Below are 18,889 nucleotides of genomic sequence, written 5' to 3' on the forward strand. Positions count from 1 at the left end.
ATGACGACACAATCCAGTCCAGTCATTACTGATATGAAAGTCATTCCGGTCGCCGGACATGACAGCATGTTGCTCAATATTGGTGGTGCACATAACGCATATTTCACCCGCAACATTGTGGTACTCACCGATAATGCCGGAAATACCGGCATTGGTGAAGCGCCGGGCGGAGAGGTGATTTATCAAACGCTTGCCGATGCTATTCCGATGGTTCTGGGCCAGGAAGTCGCGCGACTGAATAAAGTGGTCCAGCAGGTGCATAAAGGTAATCAGGCCGCCGATTTTGATACCTTCGGCAAAGGTGCCTGGACCTTTGAATTACGCGTTAACGCCGTGGCGGCGCTGGAAGCCGCTTTGCTCGACCTGTTAGGTAAGGCGCTGAATGTTCCGGTCTGTGAACTGCTTGGCCCAGGCAAGCAACGCGATGCTATTACCGTCCTCGGTTATCTGTTTTATATCGGTGATCGGACTAAAACCGATCTTGCTTATCTGGACAGTACACCAGGCAACCATGAGTGGTATCAGTTGCGTCACCAGAAAGCGATGAACAGCGAAGCCGTTGTGCGTCTGGCGGAAGCCTCACAGGATCGCTATGGCTTTAAAGATTTCAAACTCAAAGGTGGCGTATTACCTGGCGAGCAAGAAATCGACACTGTTCGTGCATTGAAGAAACGCTTCCCGGATGCGCGGATTACCGTTGATCCCAACGGTGCCTGGCTGCTTGATGAAGCCATTTCTTTGTGCAAAGGGCTGAATGATGTTCTTACCTATGCCGAAGATCCATGCGGCGCAGAACAGGGTTTCTCCGGTCGCGAAGTGATGGCGGAGTTTCGGCGGGCGACCGGCTTGCCCGTCGCGACCAATATGATCGCCACCAACTGGCGCGAAATGGGTCATGCGGTGATGCTCAATGCGGTAGATATTCCACTTGCCGATCCGCACTTCTGGACGCTTTCTGGAGCAGTCCGCGTGGCGCAGCTTTGCGACGACTGGGGGCTGACCTGGGGCTGCCATTCTAATAACCACTTTGATATCTCTCTGGCGATGTTTACCCATGTGGGCGCGGCGGCACCGGGTAATCCTACCGCTATCGATACCCACTGGATTTGGCAGGAGGGCGATTGTCGCCTGACCAAAAATCCGCTGGAGATTAAAAACGGAAAAATTGCCGTTCCTGATGCGCCTGGTCTGGGCGTGGAACTGGACTGGGAACAGGTACAGAAAGCTCACGAAGCCTATAAACGTCTGCCTGGCAGCGCGCGTAACGACGCAGGCCCGATGCAGTACCTGATCCCCGGCTGGACCTTTGACCGTAAACGTCCCGTTTTCGGCCGTCATTGATTCTGAAAAAGGACATAAATATGAATTCTCAATTTACGACGCCTGTTGTTACTGAAATGCAGGTCATCCCGGTGGCGGGTCATGACAGTATGCTGATGAATCTGAGTGGCGCACACGCACCGTTCTTCACGCGTAATATTGTGATCATCAAAGATAATTCTGGTCACACTGGCGTAGGGGAAATTCCCGGCGGCGAGAAAATCCGTAAAACGCTGGAAGATGCGATTCCGCTGGTGGTAGGTAAAACGCTGGGTGAATACAAAAACGTTCTGACGCTGGTACGTAATACTTTTGCCGATCGTGATTCTGGCGGGCGTGGTTTACAGACTTTTGATCTGCGTACCACTATCCACGTGGTAACCGGGATAGAAGCGGCAATGCTGGATCTGCTTGGGCAACACCTTGGGGTTAACGTGGCATCCCTGCTGGGCGATGGTCAACAGCGTAGCGAAGTCGAAATGCTCGGTTATCTGTTCTTTGTCGGCAATCGCAAAGCCACACCGTTACCGTATCAAAGCCAGCCGGATGACAAATGCGACTGGTATCGTCTTCGTCACGAAGAAGCGATGACGCCGGATGCGGTGGTGCGTCTGGCGGAAGCGGCGTATGAAAAATATGGCTTCAACGATTTCAAACTGAAGGGCGGTGTACTGGCCGGGGAAGAAGAAGCCGAGTCTATTGTGGCACTGGCGCAACGCTTCCCGCAGGCGCGTATTACGCTCGATCCTAACGGTGCCTGGTCGCTGAACGAAGCGATTAAAATTGGTAAATACCTGAAAGGTTCGCTGGCTTATGCAGAAGATCCGTGTGGTGCGGAGCAAGGTTTCTCCGGGCGTGAAGTGATGGCAGAGTTCCGTCGCGCAACTGGCCTGCCGACTGCAACCAATATGATAGCCACCGACTGGCGGCAGATGGGCCATACGCTCTCGTTACAATCCGTTGATATCCCGCTGGCGGATCCGCATTTCTGGACGATGCAGGGTTCGGTACGTGTGGCGCAAATGTGCCATGAATTTGGCCTGACCTGGGGTTCACACTCTAACAACCACTTCGATATTTCCCTGGCGATGTTTACCCATGTTGCCGCTGCTGCACCGGGTAAAATTACTGCTATTGATACACACTGGATCTGGCAGGAAGGTAATCAGCGCCTGACCAAAGAACCGTTTGAGATCAAAGGCGGTCTGGTTCAGGTGCCAGAAAAACCGGGGCTGGGTGTAGAAATCGATATGGATCAAGTGATGAAAGCCCACGAGCTGTATCAGAAATACGGGCTTGGCGCGCGTGATGATGCGATGGGGATGCAGTACCTGATTCCTGGCTGGACGTTCGATAACAAGCGTCCATGCATGGTGCGTTAAGACAGAAAACAAAAACCGGCTCTGTCAGGAGCCGGTTTGAGACTGATGCCAAACGCAAAATTGCCTGTTGCGCTACGTATCAGGTCTACATAATTTTTTAATTCATTGAATTTAATTGGTTTTGTAGGCCGGATAAGGCGTTAACGCCGCATCCGGCATAAACACAGGCACTTTGTCACCAATCTGAAACCAGCTTCATAAAAAGCCGATTGCTACTCGACAAGACGTTTATTACCCAAGAATTTTACTGGCTTCGCGTGCCACATTATCCATCTCGTCCAACAATTCCAGTAGCTCCGGCTCCAAATCTTCTTCTTTAGTACCGCTTCGTAGCTGTTGTTCGATAAGTTGACAGAGATTCTTCATACGCGGTACACCGCTATAGCCGCAACTGCCATGCAGTTTATGAATCAAATCAACCAGGCCTTCTGGATTTTCCCCAACCAGTTGTTCCTCAACTTTGTTGCGAACTTCAGGCAGGAAATCGAGCAACATTTGCAGCATATCGCGCGCCAGATCGGTTTTGCCAGCGGCCTGGCGTAGCGCCAGTTGCCAGTCCAGAGTCGCATTCTGGTTCACCACAATTTCGTTCACTTCTGGCGTCACAACGCGGGAAGAAATGCCGCTGCCGGGTTTGTAGCGCAGCAGCAAATTATGCAATCGCTCTTCTTCTATCGGTTTCGCCAGATAATCGCTCATCCCCGCGCCAAGTAATTTCTCTTTTTGCCCAGCCATCGCATGTGCAGTCACCGCGATGACTGGCGTTTGTTGCTGGTGCGGAAGCTGGTGGATAAGTTCGCATGCACGAATGCCGTCCATGTCCGGCATTTGAATATCCATTAAGATTAAATCGAACGGCATCTGTTTTGCTCGTTCAACCGCCTGATGTCCGCTATCGCACAACTCCACATGCTGAACCATGTCTTCCAGCAATGCGCCGATAAGTTTCAGGTTTGCTGGGTTATCATCAACAGCCATAACCGTCATTACCAGCTTACTTTCGTCGGTGACAGGCAACAGCGTATTTTGTGTTTGATGACAAAACTCGGTCAGTACAGGCAACAGACGTGTAGGCGTCAGGGGTTTCAGCAGACACGCGCCGATACCATCTTGCTTGAGCTTTTCGGCATTGACCTGTGCATGGCACGGAAGGGCGAGCATCAGAAAATCGGTCATCGACACTGCTTTCGCTAACCGCTCATGTTGCATCGTTAGCGGTTCGCGGAAAGTCACCGCAATCCCTAACAACATCATGTCGTAATGCGCGGGAGGGAGGGCCGAGAAGCTTGGGCTGTAGACCACCTCAAGCGGTGTTTCGCTTAAAATATCCAGCGTGCACTGCGCGGCTGCCGAGTTCGGTTCGACATAAGCCAGGCGTTTGCCTGTGAGGCACTGGGTGGATGGTCCTTCAATAATAATATTCGGGTTCAGATCGAGATTAATATGGAACCAGAAGGTTGAGCCACGATTCGGCTGGCTATGGAACGAGATATCTCCGCCCATCTCATTAACCAGTTTTTGCGTAATTACCAGCCCCAGCCCGGTGCCGCCATGACGGCGTGAAATACTGGCATCTGCCTGCCTGAAGGCCTGGAACAGGCGCGATTGATCGCGTTCAGGAATGCCAATACCGGTATCGCGGATCTGCACTTCAATCTGAACTTTGGTATTACTCAGCGCTCGTTTTTCCACCAGAATATCGATGTTGCCATTCTCGGTGAATTTAATCGCATTCCCCACCAGGTTAGTGATGATTTGCTGTAAACGCAGCGGATCGCCTATCACGTTATCTGGCACGTCGCTCTTAATATTGAGCGTCAATTCCAGCCCTTTATCGTGAGAAGAATGCGCCAGAAGAGTAACCACTTCATCCAGCGTGCTGCGCAGCGGGAACGGAATACTTTCCAGGATCAGCTTGCCCGCTTCCAGTTTCGAGAAGTCGAGAACATCATTAATAATTGCCAGCAAATTATTTGCCGAGCGTTCAATCGTGTTCAGGTGATCGCGCTGCGTTGGTGTTAATTCTGTTTTCAGCGTCAGGCGGGTAAAGCCAATAACTCCATTCAGCGGTGTACGCAGCTCATGTGACATATTCGCCAGAAACTCGGACTTAATACGCGCCGCTTCCTGGGCGCGCTTTTTCGCCAGGTCCAACTCAACGTTCTGAATTTCCATCTGCTCCAGCGTTTCACGCAGATCAGACGTCGCCTGGTCGATATTGTGCTGCATCTCTTCGTGATAAGCCGCCAGAGACATTGCCATCGAGTTAATGCCGTTTTTCAGCATATCCAACTCGCCGAGCATAAATCCTTCCACCCGGCTGTCGAGTTGTCCTCGGCGGATGCGGTCGACAGTATTCACCATGTTGCGAATCGGGCCGGTTACATCGCGCATGAGTCGCCAGCCAAAAATAAGCGCAATACCAATACAAAACAGCATCATCACGCTGGAAATAAAAATCTCTTTATATTGCTGTAAGCGCACCGATTTAAGGTCCAGCTCAAGGGCAATATACCCCAGCATATTCTGACTATTTTTGGCATCGCTAATGGGCGATTCGTCGGGAGAATAACTCTCGGAGATAATCGGCGTACGCAAAATCATAATATCGCCATCACGTGTGACAGTGAGCTGGCGCGGAAATGGCACGTTACTACCGAGCTGCATTGCTGAAGGGTCGAGATGAAAATTGGAGGTGACAAAGAGTCGGTTATTTTCATCGTAAACTGAAATGGCGCGAACAATATCAGAATGGCGACGATGCAAAACGCTTATCAACTGACCGATAGATTCGCGATTTTGCAGGCTCATGCCATATTCAGTAGAAACTGCAAGCGGCTCAATAATGCTGGCACCGGCATCTTCCAGTTGACGCTGCAAGTCGTTATAGCGATGCACGACGAAAAAGATACTGAGCAATAAACCAATAAGGACGGTCGGCGCCAGGATCAGAATCATCATGCGTGCGCGCAGGCTGTAGTTGGTCATGGAGTTCCGTTATGGGACAATTAAGGTCACACTGTTAAATTGAGAAAGTCTCGCCAATGGCGCAATTCTACTCTGCAAAACGACGCGTGACGACGCGTCAGATCATAACCGTTTCAGTCAACGACCTCGACTCTTTTGGTCAGGGCGTGGCACGACATAACGGAAAAGCGTTATTTATCCCCGGGCTATTGCCGCAGGAAGACGCGGAAGTTACTGTTACTGAAGATAAAAAACAGTATTCCCGCGCTAAAGTCGTGCGCAGGCTAAGCGACAGCCCGGAACGCGAAACGCCACGCTGCCCTCATTTTGGCGTATGCGGCGGCTGTCAGCAACAACACGCCAGCATCGAACTACAGCAGCGAAGCAAAAGTGCGGCGCTCGCCCGGTTAATGAAGCACGACGTCTCTGAAGTGATCGCCGATGTTCCCTGGGGGTACCGTCGCCGCGCGCGCTTAAGCCTGAACTATCAGCCGAAAACACAACAATTACAGATGGGATTTCGCAAAGCGGGTTCCAGTGACATTGTCGATGTTAAGCAATGCCCCATTTTAGCGCCCCAACTTGAAGCATTGCTGCCCAAAGTCAGGGCATGCCTTGGCAGCTTACAAGCCATGCGCCATCTTGGTCACGTTGAACTGGTGCAGGCAACCAGCGGCACGCTGATGATTTTACGCCATACCGCACCGCTAAGTTCGGCTGATCGTGAAAAACTGGAACGCTTTTCGCATTCTGAAGGCCTGGATCTGTTTCTCGCCCCCGATAGTGAGATACTCGAAACCGTCTCTGGCGAGATGCCCTGGTATGACTCAAACGGGTTGCGTTTAACTTTTAGCCCGCGTGATTTTATTCAGGTCAACGCGGGTGTGAACCAGAAAATGGTGGCACGCGCGCTGGAGTGGTTGGATGTGCAGGCTGAAGACTGCGTGCTTGATCTGTTCTGCGGTATGGGCAATTTCACACTGCCATTAGCGACACGAGCGGCTAGCGTGGTAGGGGTAGAAGGTGTTGCGGCGCTGGTGGAGAAAGGTCAGGAAAATGCGCGACTTAATGGTTTACAAAATGTGACGTTTTATCATGAAAATCTTGAAGATGATGTCACAAAGCAGCCGTGGGCTAAAAACGGCTTTGACAAAGTGTTGCTGGACCCGGCGCGAGCAGGTGCTGCTGGCGTCATGCAGCAAATTATAAAACTGGAACCCATTCGTATAGTTTATGTATCCTGTAACCCTGCGACGCTGGCTCGGGATAGCGAGGCGTTATTAAAAGCAGGATATACCATTGCGCGACTGGCGATGCTGGATATGTTCCCACACACGGGGCATCTGGAATCGATGGTGCTTTTTTCGCGCGTTAAATAGTTACGATTTGCTGATTTCGGCAGGTCAGGTCCCTAAAGGAGAGGACAATGGTTGCGGTAAGAAGTGCACATATCAATAAGGCTGGTGAATTTGATCCGGACAAATGGATCGCAAGTCTGGGGATTGCCAGCCAGAAGTCGTGTGAGTGCTTAGCCGAAACCTGGGCGTATTGTCTGCAGCAGACGCAGGGGCATCCGGATGCCAGTTTGCTGTTGTGGCGTGGTGTCGAGATGGTGGAGATCCTCTCGACATTAAGTATGGACATTGACACGCTGCGGGCGGCGCTACTGTTCCCTCTGGCCGATGCCAACGTAGTCAGCGAAGACGTACTGCGCGAGAGCGTCGGTAAGTCGGTCGTTAATCTTATTCACGGTGTGCGCGATATGGCGGCAATCCGCCAGCTTAAAGCCACACACACCGATTCTGTTTCCTCCGAACAGGTCGATAACGTTCGCCGGATGTTGCTGGCGATGGTCGATGACTTCCGTTGCGTGGTCATCAAACTGGCGGAGCGAATTGCCCATCTGCGCGAAGTGAAAGACGCGCCAGAAGATGAACGCGTACTTGCAGCAAAAGAGTGCACCAATATTTACGCGCCGCTGGCGAACCGTCTCGGGATCGGGCAACTGAAATGGGAACTGGAAGATTACTGCTTCCGTTATCTCCATCCGACCGAATACAAGCGCATCGCAAAACTGCTGCATGAACGCCGTCTCGACCGCGAACACTATATCGAAGAGTTTGTCGGTCATCTGCGCGCTGAGATGAAAGCTGAAGGCGTTAAAGCTGAAGTGTATGGTCGTCCGAAACACATCTACAGCATCTGGCGCAAAATGCAGAAAAAGAACCTCGCCTTCGATGAGCTGTTTGATGTCCGTGCAGTACGTATTGTTGCCGAGCGTTTACAAGACTGCTACGCCGCGCTGGGGATAGTGCACACTCACTATCGCCACTTGCCGGATGAATTTGATGATTACGTCGCAAATCCGAAACCAAACGGCTATCAGTCTATTCATACTGTGGTACTGGGGCCGGGTGGCAAAACCGTTGAGATCCAAATCCGCACCAAACAGATGCATGAAGATGCAGAGTTGGGTGTTGCTGCGCACTGGAAATATAAAGAAGGTGCGGCAGCTGGCGGGGCGCGTTCAGGACATGAAGACCGGATTGCCTGGCTGCGTAAACTGATTGCGTGGCAGGAAGAGATGGCCGACTCCGGTGAAATGCTCGACGAAGTACGCAGTCAGGTGTTTGACGACCGGGTATACGTCTTTACGCCGAAAGGGGATGTTGTTGATTTACCTGCGGGATCAACGCCGCTGGACTTCGCTTATCACATCCACAGCGATGTCGGACACCGCTGCATCGGGGCAAAAATTGGCGGGCGGATTGTGCCATTCACCTACCAGTTACAGATGGGTGACCAGATTGAAATTATCACCCAGAAACAGCCCAATCCCAGCCGTGACTGGTTAAACCCAAACCTGGGCTATGTCACAACCAGCCGTGGGCGTTCGAAAATTCATGCCTGGTTCCGTAAACAGGATCGTGACAAAAACATTCTGGCTGGACGACAAATCCTTGATGACGAGCTGGAACATCTTGGGATCAGCCTGAAAGAAGCAGAAAAACACCTGCTGCCGCGTTACAACTTCAATGATGTCGACGAGTTGCTGGCGGCGATTGGTGGCGGGGATATCCGTCTCAATCAGATGGTGAACTTCCTGCAATCGCAATTTAATAAGCCGAGTGCCGAAGAGCAGGACGCCGCCGCGCTGAAACAGCTTCAGCNAAAAAGCTACACACCGCAAAACCGCAGTAAAGATAACGGTCGCGTGGTAGTCGAAGGTGTTGGCAACCTGATGCACCACATCGCGCGTTGCTGCCAGCCGATTCCTGGGGATGAGATTGTCGGCTTCATAACCCAGGGGCGCGGTATTTCAGTACACCGCGCCGATTGCGAACAACTGGCGGAACTGCGCTCCCATGCGCCAGAACGCATTGTTGATGCTGTATGGGGCGAGAGCTACTCCGCCGGATATTCGCTGGTGGTCCGCGTGCTGGCTAATGATCGTAGTGGGTTGTTACGTGATATCACGACCATTCTCGCCAATGAGAAAGTGAACGTGCTTGGCGTTGCCAGCCGTAGCGACACCAAACAGCAACTGGCAACCATCGACATGACCATTGAGATTTATAACCTGCAAGTGCTGGGCCGCGTGCTGGGTAAACTCAACCAGGTGCCGGATGTTATCGACGCGCGTCGACTGCACGGGAGTTAGTCTTACATAGCTGGATATGGCGTCAGCCGTATCCAGCGATATCTTTTACTCGAAGGTATTACACCTGACAGACCCGCAATTTTCAGGACATTCTAATGAATCAAATCGACCGTTTGCTCACCATCATGCAGCGCCTGCGCGACCCGGAAAACGGCTGCCCGTGGGATAAAGAGCAGACATTTGCCACCATTGCGCCTTACACCCTTGAAGAAACCTACGAAGTGCTGGACGCCATCGCCCGCGAAGACTTTGACGATCTGCGCGGTGAACTCGGCGATCTGTTGTTCCAGGTGGTGTTTTACGCGCAAATGGCCCAGGAAGAAGGGCGCTTTGACTTTAATGATATTTGTGCTGCGATCAGCGATAAATTAGAGCGTCGCCATCCGCATGTTTTTGCTGACAGTTCTGCCGAAAACAGTAGTGAAGTGCTCGCCCGTTGGGAGCAAATCAAAACTGAAGAGCGCGCGCAGAAAGCACAGCATTCGGCGCTGGATGATATTCCTCGTAGTTTACCGGCTTTAATGCGTGCGCAAAAAATCCAGAAACGTTGCGCCAACGTTGGTTTCGACTGGACGACGCTTGGCCCGGTAGTCGATAAAGTCTACGAAGAGATCGACGAGGTGATGTACGAGGCGCGGCAGGCTGTTGTCGACCAGGCTAAACTGGAGGAGGAAATGGGCGACCTGCTGTTTGCAACGGTTAATCTGGCTCGCCATTTAGGGACGAAAGCAGAAATCGCATTGCAAAAAGCGAATGAAAAATTCGAGCGTCGTTTTCGCGAAGTGGAGCGTATTGTTGCCGCGCGTGGACTGGAAATGACAGGTGTTGACCTCGAAACAATGGAAGAAGTCTGGCAACAGGTAAAACGGCAGGAAATTGATCTCTAAGGGAATTACGCGGTCAAGCGCCATTTGTGTCATTTTTTAAATGACAAGCGCTTGATTTGCGTCAAAAACATTTACCCCAAAGGGGCTATTTTCTCACTCCTGATTTCAATAGTGCGCTGGCGAAGAGGAGGGATAATGAAAGTTTGTGGCACAGGTCATGTTCGGGTATACTGCTTTCCCGTCCTGGTTATTCCATCGTCTTTTCAACCTAACTTCTCAGGTTCAGCATGACAACGAACTATATTTTTGTGACCGGCGGGGTCGTATCCTCTCTGGGTAAAGGCATTGCCGCAGCCTCCCTCGCAGCCATTCTTGAAGCCCGTGGCCTCAATGTGACCATCATGAAACTGGATCCGTACATTAACGTCGATCCAGGTACTATGAGCCCAATCCAACACGGGGAAGTGTTCGTTACTGAAGACGGCGCTGAAACCGACCTGGACCTGGGTCACTACGAGCGTTTCATTCGTACCAAAATGAGCCGCCGCAACAACTTCACCACGGGTCGTATCTACTCAGACGTTCTGCGTAAAGAACGCCGCGGTGACTACCTCGGCGCAACCGTACAGGTTATTCCACACATCACTAACGCTATCAAAGAACGCGTTCTTGCAGGTGGTGAAGGCCACGACGTGGTTCTGGTCGAAATCGGCGGTACCGTAGGTGACATCGAATCCCTGCCGTTCCTCGAAGCGATTCGCCAGTTGGCTGTTGAAATTGGCCGTGAGCACACTCTGTTTATGCACCTGACGCTGGTGCCGTACATGGCAGCGTCTGGTGAAGTCAAAACCAAACCGACCCAGCACTCTGTAAAAGAGCTGCTCTCCATCGGTATCCAGCCTGACATCCTGATTTGTCGTTCAGATCGCGCCGTTCCGGCTAACGAACGTGCGAAGATTGCATTGTTCTGTAATGTTCCGGAAAAAGCGGTTATTTCTCTGAAAGACGTCGATTCCATCTATAAAATTCCGGGCCTGTTGAAATCTCAGGGGCTGGACGATTATATTTGTAAACGATTCAGCTTAAACTGCCCGGAAGCGAATCTGTCCGAATGGGAACAGGTTATCTTCGAAGAAGCGAATCCGGTGAGTGAAGTCACTATCGGTATGGTCGGCAAGTACATTGAACTGCCGGACGCTTACAAATCCGTGATCGAAGCACTGAAACACGGTGGGCTGAAGAATCGTGTCAGCGTCAACATCAAACTGATCGATTCACAAGATGTTGAAACGCGCGGTGTTGAAATCCTTAAAGGTCTGGACGCGATCCTCGTACCTGGCGGTTTCGGCTATCGTGGCGTAGAAGGCATGATTACTACCGCGCGCTTTGCGCGTGAGAACAATATTCCTTATCTGGGCATTTGCCTGGGTATGCAGGTGGCGTTAATTGATTACGCTCGCCATGTTGCCAACATGGAGAACGCCAACTCTACGGAATTTGTGCCAGACTGTAAGTACCCGGTTGTGGCGCTGATTACCGAGTGGCGCGATGAAAACGGCAACGTTGAAGTTCGTAGCGAGAAGAGCGATCTCGGCGGCACCATGCGTCTCGGCGCACAACAGTGCCAGCTGGTTGACAATAGCCTGGTTCGCCAGCTGTACAATGCGCCGACAATTGTTGAGCGTCATCGTCACCGCTACGAAGTCAACAACATGCTGCTGAAACAGATTGAAGATGCAGGTCTGCGCGTTGCGGGCCGTTCCGGGGATGATCAGTTGGTCGAGATCATCGAAGTTCCGAATCACCCGTGGTTCGTGGCTTGTCAGTTCCATCCGGAGTTTACTTCTACTCCACGTGATGGACACCCGCTGTTTGCTGGCTTTGTAAAAGCCGCCAGCGAGTTCCAGAAACGTCAGGCGAAGTAAGTAAAAAAGTTAGAACGGCAACGCGTACCCTGGGTACGCGTTGTTTGTCTGGAGTTTCAGTTTAACTAGTGACTTGAGGAAAACCTAATGTCCAAAATCGTAAAAATCATCGGTCGTGAAATCATCGACTCCCGTGGTAACCCGACTGTTGAAGCCGAAGTACATCTGGAGGGTGGTTTCGTCGGTATGGCAGCTGCTCCGTCAGGTGCTTCTACTGGTTCCCGTGAAGCTCTGGAACTGCGCGATGGCGACAAATCCCGTTTCCTGGGCAAAGGCGTAACCAAAGCTGTTGCTGCGGTTAACGGCCCGATCGCTCAGGCGCTGATTGGCAAAGATGCCAAAGATCAGGCTGGCATTGACAAGATCATGATCGACCTGGACGGCACCGAAAACAAATCTAACTTCGGCGCGAACGCAATCCTGGCTGTATCTCTGGCTAACGCCAAAGCTGCTGCTGCTGCTAAAGGTATGCCGCTGTACGAGCACATCGCTGAACTGAACGGCACTCCGGGCAAATACTCTATGCCGGTTCCGATGATGAACATCATCAACGGTGGTGAGCACGCTGACAACAACGTTGATATCCAGGAATTCATGATTCAGCCGGTTGGCGCAAAAACTGTGAAAGAAGCCATCCGCATGGGTTCTGAAGTTTTCCATCACCTGGCAAAAGTTCTGAAAGCGAAAGGCATGAACACTGCAGTTGGTGACGAAGGTGGCTATGCGCCGAACCTGGGTTCCAACGCTGAAGCTCTGGCTGTTATCGCTGAAGCTGTTAAAGCTGCTGGTTATGAACTGGGCAAAGACATCACTCTGGCGATGGACTGCGCAGCTTCTGAATTCTACAAAGACGGTAAATACGTTCTGGCTGGCGAAGGCAACAAAGCGTTCACCTCTGAAGAATTCACTCACTTCCTGGAAGAACTGACCAAACAGTACCCGATCGTTTCCATCGAAGACGGTCTGGACGAATCTGACTGGGACGGTTTCGCATACCAGACCAAAGTTCTGGGCGACAAAATCCAGCTGGTTGGTGACGACCTGTTCGTAACCAACACCAAGATCCTGAAAGAAGGTATCGAAAAAGGCATCGCTAACTCCATCCTGATCAAATTCAACCAGATCGGTTCTCTGACCGAAACTCTGGCTGCAATCAAGATGGCGAAAGACGCTGGCTACACTGCAGTGATCTCTCACCGTTCTGGCGAAACTGAAGACGCTACCATCGCTGACCTGGCTGTTGGTACTGCTGCAGGCCAGATCAAAACTGGTTCTATGAGCCGTTCTGACCGTGTTGCTAAATACAACCAGCTGATTCGTATTGAAGAAGCTCTGGGCGAAAAAGCACCGTACAACGGTCGTAAAGAGATCAAAGGCCAGGCATAAGTCTGACTTTATCTGATTTAAAAATGCCAGCCTTCGGGCTGGCATTTTTTATGGTCGAGTTACCAGCGGCCGGACGCGCCGCCACCGCCAGAAGAACCGCCACCTCCGCTAAATCCGCCGCCGCCGCTAAACCCACCACCACTTGAGCCGCCACCGGAAGAGGATGACGAAGAACCTTTTCTTGAAGTTCTTTCTTTACCGAGTTTCTTATATCTGGCGCGTAGTTTTTTACTAACGATAAGCCAAAAGATAAGCAGCACTACGATCGCAAAAGGCGTTAACATGCCGCAGGCAACGATTAAATTCGTCCATGGTCCTGGCTCTGCAACATAGAGGAATACCATCCCGTAAATTGCGCCAGTGAGTGCTATCCAGGGGAGATTTGACGGATCGGTAAAAACAATAAAATATGAAAGCACCGCCAGTAATATAATTACAGCAAGCGATAATGGAATAGGGGGATTGATACTGTAGTAATTCCCCCTGTTTTCCGGTAATTCACCATTCAGCAGAAGTGCGCCAATATTTTCGCTTGCCAGTGTTAACCCACCCATAAGGTCATCACTTTTGAAAGCAGGGATTAATATATCACGGATAATCTTCGCCGCTTGCAGGTCGGTAACCACCCCTTCCAGCCCGTAGCCCACTTCAATGCGAACTTTACGATCTTCCCAGGCGACCAGGATCAGAATACCATCGTCACGCCGCTCATCCCCCAGTTTCCAGCTATCAAAAAACGCGAGTTGCATATTGTTCAATGGTATCGTCCCCGGTGGATGGCACAATTAATACGGCGACCTGGGCTCGTGTTTTTTGTGTAATATCCTGCAGCTGCTGTGTCAGTGATTGTTGTTCAGACGAGCTTAACGTACCAGTAATATCGGTCACCTGGTGGCGCAGCTCCGGCACAGCAATTTGCTGGGCAAGCACCGGAAGGCACCACAAAGCGAGTAAAATAAAGATTAAGCGCATTACGATCACCAGCGCCCGGAAGCGCCACCGCCACCAGATGAACCGCCGCCACCGCTGAAATTGTCATTGTCGAAAGACGATGAAGAGGAAGATGACGACGATGATGAAGAATGCCAGGAGGCCGAGTTGCTTCTTTCGTAACGTGACGGTCGGTTGGCATTACGCATTGAATCACGCACCTTTCTGCCGTAAGGTGTGAAAGCGATAGCTACGACCAGGAACGGTGTGGCGAAACATAATAATGTGGCAAGAACTCCCCAGCTCCCGCTATATCCAGCGATGGGAAGTACAAAGGCCAGTATTATGGCAGCAAAGCAAATCACTCCCAGCGTTTTGATATATCCTCTGGCAGAAATAAACGTCAGTACTATCGCCCAGACTAACAAAGCCCACCAACCGCTAAAGGGCAAAGGGTGATCGGGCGATGTGTTATTAACTAAATCATTTCCTGATAGTCGGGTTTCAATATCACTGATACCCTGTTGCAAGCCGCCAGTAAGGTCGCCTTTTTTAAACGCGGGAATAATACTGTTGCGAATAATTTGCCCGGACTGTGCATCCGTCAGAATACCCTCAAGCCCGTAACCGATTTCAATATGAACGGTATGATCTTGCCAGGCAACTACCAGTAAAATACCGTCATCACGACCTTTATGGCCGGGCTGCCAACTCTCGAACACACGTGTTGCATATTGCTCGATGGTTTCTTCGCCTGTGGTTTCAACCACCAATACCACAAGCTGCGTCTGTTCTTTTTGCGTCAGGGCTTTAATCTGGCTGGTCAGAGTACTTACTTCCCCTCTGGTTAATGTCCCTGTTAAATCATTCATATATTTAGGTGATTCAGGTACTGGAACTTGTACTGCAAACGCAGATGAACAGACCAGAACAAGAAGTAAGATAAAATTTTTCATATAATTAACTCGCCTAATGAGCACTCGCATTCTGGCTAAAATCTATTGTTGGGGCTTTGCTTACTGCGGCGACATCATCCGGCAAATAATTTTTCTTTGGTGTGTAATCCATGACCTTTGCGGTTAACACTGCGGGAAATTTGCGGATAGTGACATTATATTGTTCAATGGCTTTAATATATCTTCCTCGCGCGACAGCAATTCGATTTTCGCTTCCTTCGAGTTGTACCATTAAATTTTGATAGAGTTCCTGAGCCTTTAATTCAGGATAACGTTCACTAATAATCGTTAACTGCCCGAGAGTGCGAGTTACCTGCGCCTGAGCTTGTTGCCAGGCTTGTAATTTTTGCTCATCTCCCGGAGCTTGCAGAAGATCGCTGCTGGCACGATTAGCTTGACTACGAGCTAATGTAACGGCCTCCAGTACCTCTTTTTCATGGCTGGAATAACCTTTAATACTTGCGACAAGATTAGGAATAAGATCGGCGCGACGTTGATACTGATTCAGTACTTCTGACCAGGAGGCATTAACCTGCTCATCATAGGTTTGAATATCGTTATAACCGCAACCTGATAAATTGAAAATAAATATAAATACGATGAATATTCTAAACATGTTTAAATCCCTTTTATTTGATCCTTTAAAACATAATACGCCGCTTCATTTTATTCTTAATGATCTGATTCACTTTTTACCTTAAACCTGCCTGTAACAGAATGTTAATAAAGCATGAATATTGCGGCGAGATCTGCAATAATTAACAATTATCCACTTTACAGAGAATGCTATGCAGTACCCGATTAACGAGATGTTCCAGACCCTGCAAGGTGAGGGTTACTTTACCGGCGTCCCCGCCATTTTTATTCGTTTACAGGGATGCCCGGTCGGCTGTGCCTGGTGCGACACCAAACACACATGGGAAAAGCTTGAGGATCGGGAAGTTTCCCTTTTCAGCATTCTGGGTAAAACGAAAGAGAGTGATAAGTGGGGAGCAGCAAGCAGTGAAGACTTGCTCGCAGTCATCGGTCGTCAGGGATACACCGCGCGTCACGTGGTGATTACGGGGGGTGAACCTTGTATTCATGACTTGATGCCACTAACTGACCTGCTCGAAAAGAACGGTTTCAGTTGCCAGATAGAAACCAGCGGTACTCATGAAGTGCGTTGTACGCCGAATACCTGGGTCACCGTGTCGCCAAAGCTAAATATGCGTGGCGGTTATGAAGTATTGTCGCAAGCCCTGGAGCGAGCTAACGAAATCAAACACCCAGTTGGACGCGTACGTGATATCGAAGCACTGGATGAATTGCTTGCGACGCTGACCGATGATAAACCGCGAGTCATTGCACTGCAGCCGATTAGCCAAAAGGAAGATGCTACGCGTTTATGTATCGATACCTGCATTGCGCGCAACTGGCGTTTGTCCATGCAAACACATAAATATTTAAATATTGCCTGATTAAACATTTATAAGCGTTATAAATGGGTGGAACCTGTAAATACTTCCACCCATTTATATTTTTTGTCGCCTCTGAAAACTCATCCATTTTGCCCATTCCGGACTAATCATTGTCATTCTCTACAAATTCTGTGGCGTTAATTTTTCTCTGGGGTGAAAATTATTACGTCGGAGTTTGGTAGATTTTAGTTTGTATAGAGTTATTTTAAATATTTACCTTTTCAATCAACGGATTAAGTGCTCTTTAACATAATGGATGTGTTGTTTGTGTGATACTGTAAAGTTGGTAGATTGTGACTGGCTTAAAAAATCATTAATTAATAATAGGTTATGTTTAGAGAGTTCCCCGCGCGAGCGGGGATAAACCGTGCCGTCCCATAATCGGCGGGATTGACGCTACGAGTTCCCCGCGCCAGCGGGGATAAACCGGCATTGCTAACTACAGTTAAGCGTAAAGTAAGGAGTTCCCCGCGCTAGCGGGGATAAACCGATGCTTGATGCCTTGGATGACCAGGAGCTGGCGAGTTCCCCGCGTCAGCGGGGACAACCATTCAGGTATGTTCAGGCCGGGCAGTTTCCCGCCCGGCCTTCCTCACTTACGCATTCGACCAGCTCTGGATCGAATCCGCATTCCCCAATTCACCATGCATCACTTCATACGATTTTTTCAGAATCACATCAGTGTGTTTGGTTAAATCTTTGAAAATGCCTTTATTCATCGCGTCGTAGCGTTTGGCATTGCCCTCAACAGGCATAAAGATATCTTTCACGCGAACCATTTTGTCGACAGCCGTTGCGTAATCCGGATACAACCCCAGACCTACCGCCGTATTAATCGCTGCCCCCAGGCTTGCACAACCGTTAATGGCGTTACGGCGTGCCGGAAGGTTGAACACGTCGGCAAAAATTTGCATAAACAGATCGCTGTTCGAACCGCCGCCAGTAATGATCACATGTTTGGCAAAGTGATTCATTTCATTACACATATTGTCGTAATTGTTCTTCAGCGTCAGCGCCACGCTTTCCAGTATTGAACGGTATATCCATGCGTAATCCATGCTGGAATCAAAACCGATCATAATCCCGCGTTTGTACGGTTCCCACGGATTGGTCAGCCAGTCCAGCACCGTCATCAGGCCATTACAGCCAGGCGGCACACAAGAAGCTTTTTTGTTGAGCAAATCTTCCGGTGAAAGATCCTGTGCTTTGGCATCCTGAATTAACGACTCGCCTAACATGTCGCGCAGCCAGCTCACTGTCCACATGCCTTTGCGGATACCGTAACCTTCATACAGCAATGTTTCCGGAATAGAAGACATAATCGGCCAGTACGCTACCGGATCTTTCGGCAGTGCTTTACCGTTCATCATCAATGCGATGTAAGTGCCAAGAGAAATTACTGCCGTTTCATCATCCAGTAATCCGGCTCCCAGAGCTTCTACCGGTTTATCACTGGTGGTACAAACAACCGGCAGTCCTGCCGGGAAATGCGTCGCCAGCGCGGCTTGTGGTGTGATATGCCCAAGAACAGTGCCTGGCATTTGCACATCAAACAGCATCTGGCGGGGAATATTAAACTTCTCTATTACCGCAGCATCTTCGCTCCATGCCCAGGTCTTATAATCCACCGGCCACTGACCAAAATAGTTGGCGATATTGTCTTTAAATTCGCCGGTTAAGCGATGCGTCAGATAACCGGAAAAAGAGGTGACATACGCCACGTCAGGATTCGTGTGTTCGTAAGGGCGTGTAACGCGTGCATCCTGCCAGCTAATCAACGGCGCAGCAGGCGTGCCATCGGCTTTCAACAACGCACGACAGCAACGGATGGAGCCCAGGCCGATGCCAACAATATCTTCTTTATTCCCGGCAAACTGGCTCATTAAATCGTGACCTGCAAAACATAATGATGCCCATAAATCGTCGTCAGGATGTTCTGCGGTATCGGCATCCGGCGTGTGCATCGGCTGCAATAAGCCTTTGCCTTCGCACACCACGTTACCTTCCAGATCGTACATCACCACTTTTGTGCTCTGACTTCCGCCATCAATCCCTATGATGTATTTTTTCGACAT

The 18,889-nt window shown here is 50.2% G+C and carries 11 protein-coding genes and 2 pseudogenes; 8 read left to right on the forward strand and 5 right to left on the reverse strand.

Annotation, left to right across the window (positions count from 1 at the left end; translation table 11 throughout):
* Together CRI63_RS14665 and gudD are read left to right on the forward strand one after the other, a co-directional pair.
* Nucleotides 1-1,341 (forward strand): enolase C-terminal domain-like protein, encoded by a 1,341-nt coding sequence (locus CRI63_RS14665; protein ID WP_135519941.1) that lies wholly within the window; start codon nucleotides 1-3, stop codon nucleotides 1,339-1,341.
* Nucleotides 1,342-1,361: 20 nt separating this feature from the next.
* Nucleotides 1,362-2,702 carry a glucarate dehydratase gene (gudD, locus tag CRI63_RS14670; RefSeq protein ID WP_130214541.1) on the forward strand — a complete coding sequence of 447 codons (1,341 nt, stop codon included), beginning with the start codon at nucleotides 1,362-1,364 and terminating at the stop codon, nucleotides 2,700-2,702.
* A gap of 231 nt (nucleotides 2,703-2,933) precedes the next feature.
* On the opposite strand, the gene barA is transcribed toward gudD, so the two are convergent.
* Entirely contained in the window at nucleotides 2,934-5,690 is a 2,757-nt protein-coding gene (gene barA, locus CRI63_RS14675) for a two-component sensor histidine kinase BarA (protein WP_130207684.1), read from the reverse strand.
* A 56-nt stretch (nucleotides 5,691-5,746) separates the two neighbouring features.
* Between barA and rlmD the strand changes: the two genes are divergently transcribed.
* The 5 genes from rlmD (at nucleotide 5,747) to eno (ending at nucleotide 13,468) form a co-directional block, all read left to right on the forward strand.
* Nucleotides 5,747-7,048, forward strand: a complete 1,302-nt coding sequence (gene rlmD / locus CRI63_RS14680; RefSeq protein WP_135519943.1) for a 23S rRNA (uracil(1939)-C(5))-methyltransferase RlmD — start codon at nucleotides 5,747-5,749, stop codon at nucleotides 7,046-7,048.
* Between the two features lie 47 nt (nucleotides 7,049-7,095).
* Entirely contained in the window at nucleotides 7,096-9,330 is a 2,235-nt protein-coding gene (gene relA, locus CRI63_RS14685) for a GTP diphosphokinase (RefSeq protein WP_135519945.1), read from the forward strand.
* A gap of 95 nt (nucleotides 9,331-9,425) precedes the next feature.
* The gene (mazG, locus tag CRI63_RS14690) at nucleotides 9,426-10,217 is read left to right on the forward strand and encodes a nucleoside triphosphate pyrophosphohydrolase (protein ID WP_001071648.1); all 792 of its coding nucleotides are present in this window, start codon (nucleotides 9,426-9,428) and stop codon (nucleotides 10,215-10,217) included.
* Nucleotides 10,218-10,444: 227 nt separating this feature from the next.
* Nucleotides 10,445-12,082 carry a CTP synthase (glutamine hydrolyzing) gene (gene pyrG / locus CRI63_RS14695; RefSeq protein WP_130207680.1) on the forward strand — a complete coding sequence of 546 codons (1,638 nt, stop codon included), beginning with the start codon at nucleotides 10,445-10,447 and terminating at the stop codon, nucleotides 12,080-12,082.
* Nucleotides 12,083-12,169: 87 nt separating this feature from the next.
* On the forward strand, nucleotides 12,170-13,468 hold the full coding sequence (gene eno / locus CRI63_RS14700; protein ID WP_064528183.1) for a phosphopyruvate hydratase: 1,299 nt from the start codon (nucleotides 12,170-12,172) through the stop codon (nucleotides 13,466-13,468).
* A 59-nt stretch (nucleotides 13,469-13,527) separates the two neighbouring features.
* Here the strand turns inward: eno and CRI63_RS14705 are convergent.
* From CRI63_RS14705 to CRI63_RS14715, 3 genes and pseudogenes are all read right to left on the reverse strand, one after another.
* A pseudogene (locus CRI63_RS14705) lies at nucleotides 13,528-14,449 on the reverse strand (YgcG family protein).
* A gap of 233 nt (nucleotides 14,450-14,682) precedes the next feature.
* Nucleotides 14,683-15,354 (reverse strand): annotated as a pseudogene (locus tag CRI63_RS14710) (YgcG family protein); the annotation flags it as partial.
* Between the two features lie 13 nt (nucleotides 15,355-15,367).
* The gene (locus CRI63_RS14715) at nucleotides 15,368-15,970 is read right to left on the reverse strand and encodes a LemA family protein (protein ID WP_135519949.1); all 603 of its coding nucleotides are present in this window, start codon (nucleotides 15,968-15,970) and stop codon (nucleotides 15,368-15,370) included.
* Between the two features lie 172 nt (nucleotides 15,971-16,142).
* Here CRI63_RS14715 and queE point away from each other — a divergent pair, with 172 nt between their 5' ends.
* The gene (gene queE, locus CRI63_RS14720) at nucleotides 16,143-16,814 is read left to right on the forward strand and encodes a 7-carboxy-7-deazaguanine synthase QueE (RefSeq protein ID WP_001600409.1); all 672 of its coding nucleotides are present in this window, start codon (nucleotides 16,143-16,145) and stop codon (nucleotides 16,812-16,814) included.
* Between the two features lie 596 nt (nucleotides 16,815-17,410).
* On the opposite strand, the gene CRI63_RS14725 is transcribed toward queE, so the two are convergent.
* Entirely contained in the window at nucleotides 17,411-18,889 is a 1,479-nt protein-coding gene (locus tag CRI63_RS14725) for an FGGY-family carbohydrate kinase (RefSeq protein WP_135519951.1), read from the reverse strand.

It is taken from the genome of Escherichia sp. E2661, assembly GCF_004745185.1.
Classification (GTDB): Bacteria; Pseudomonadota; Gammaproteobacteria; order Enterobacterales; family Enterobacteriaceae; genus Escherichia.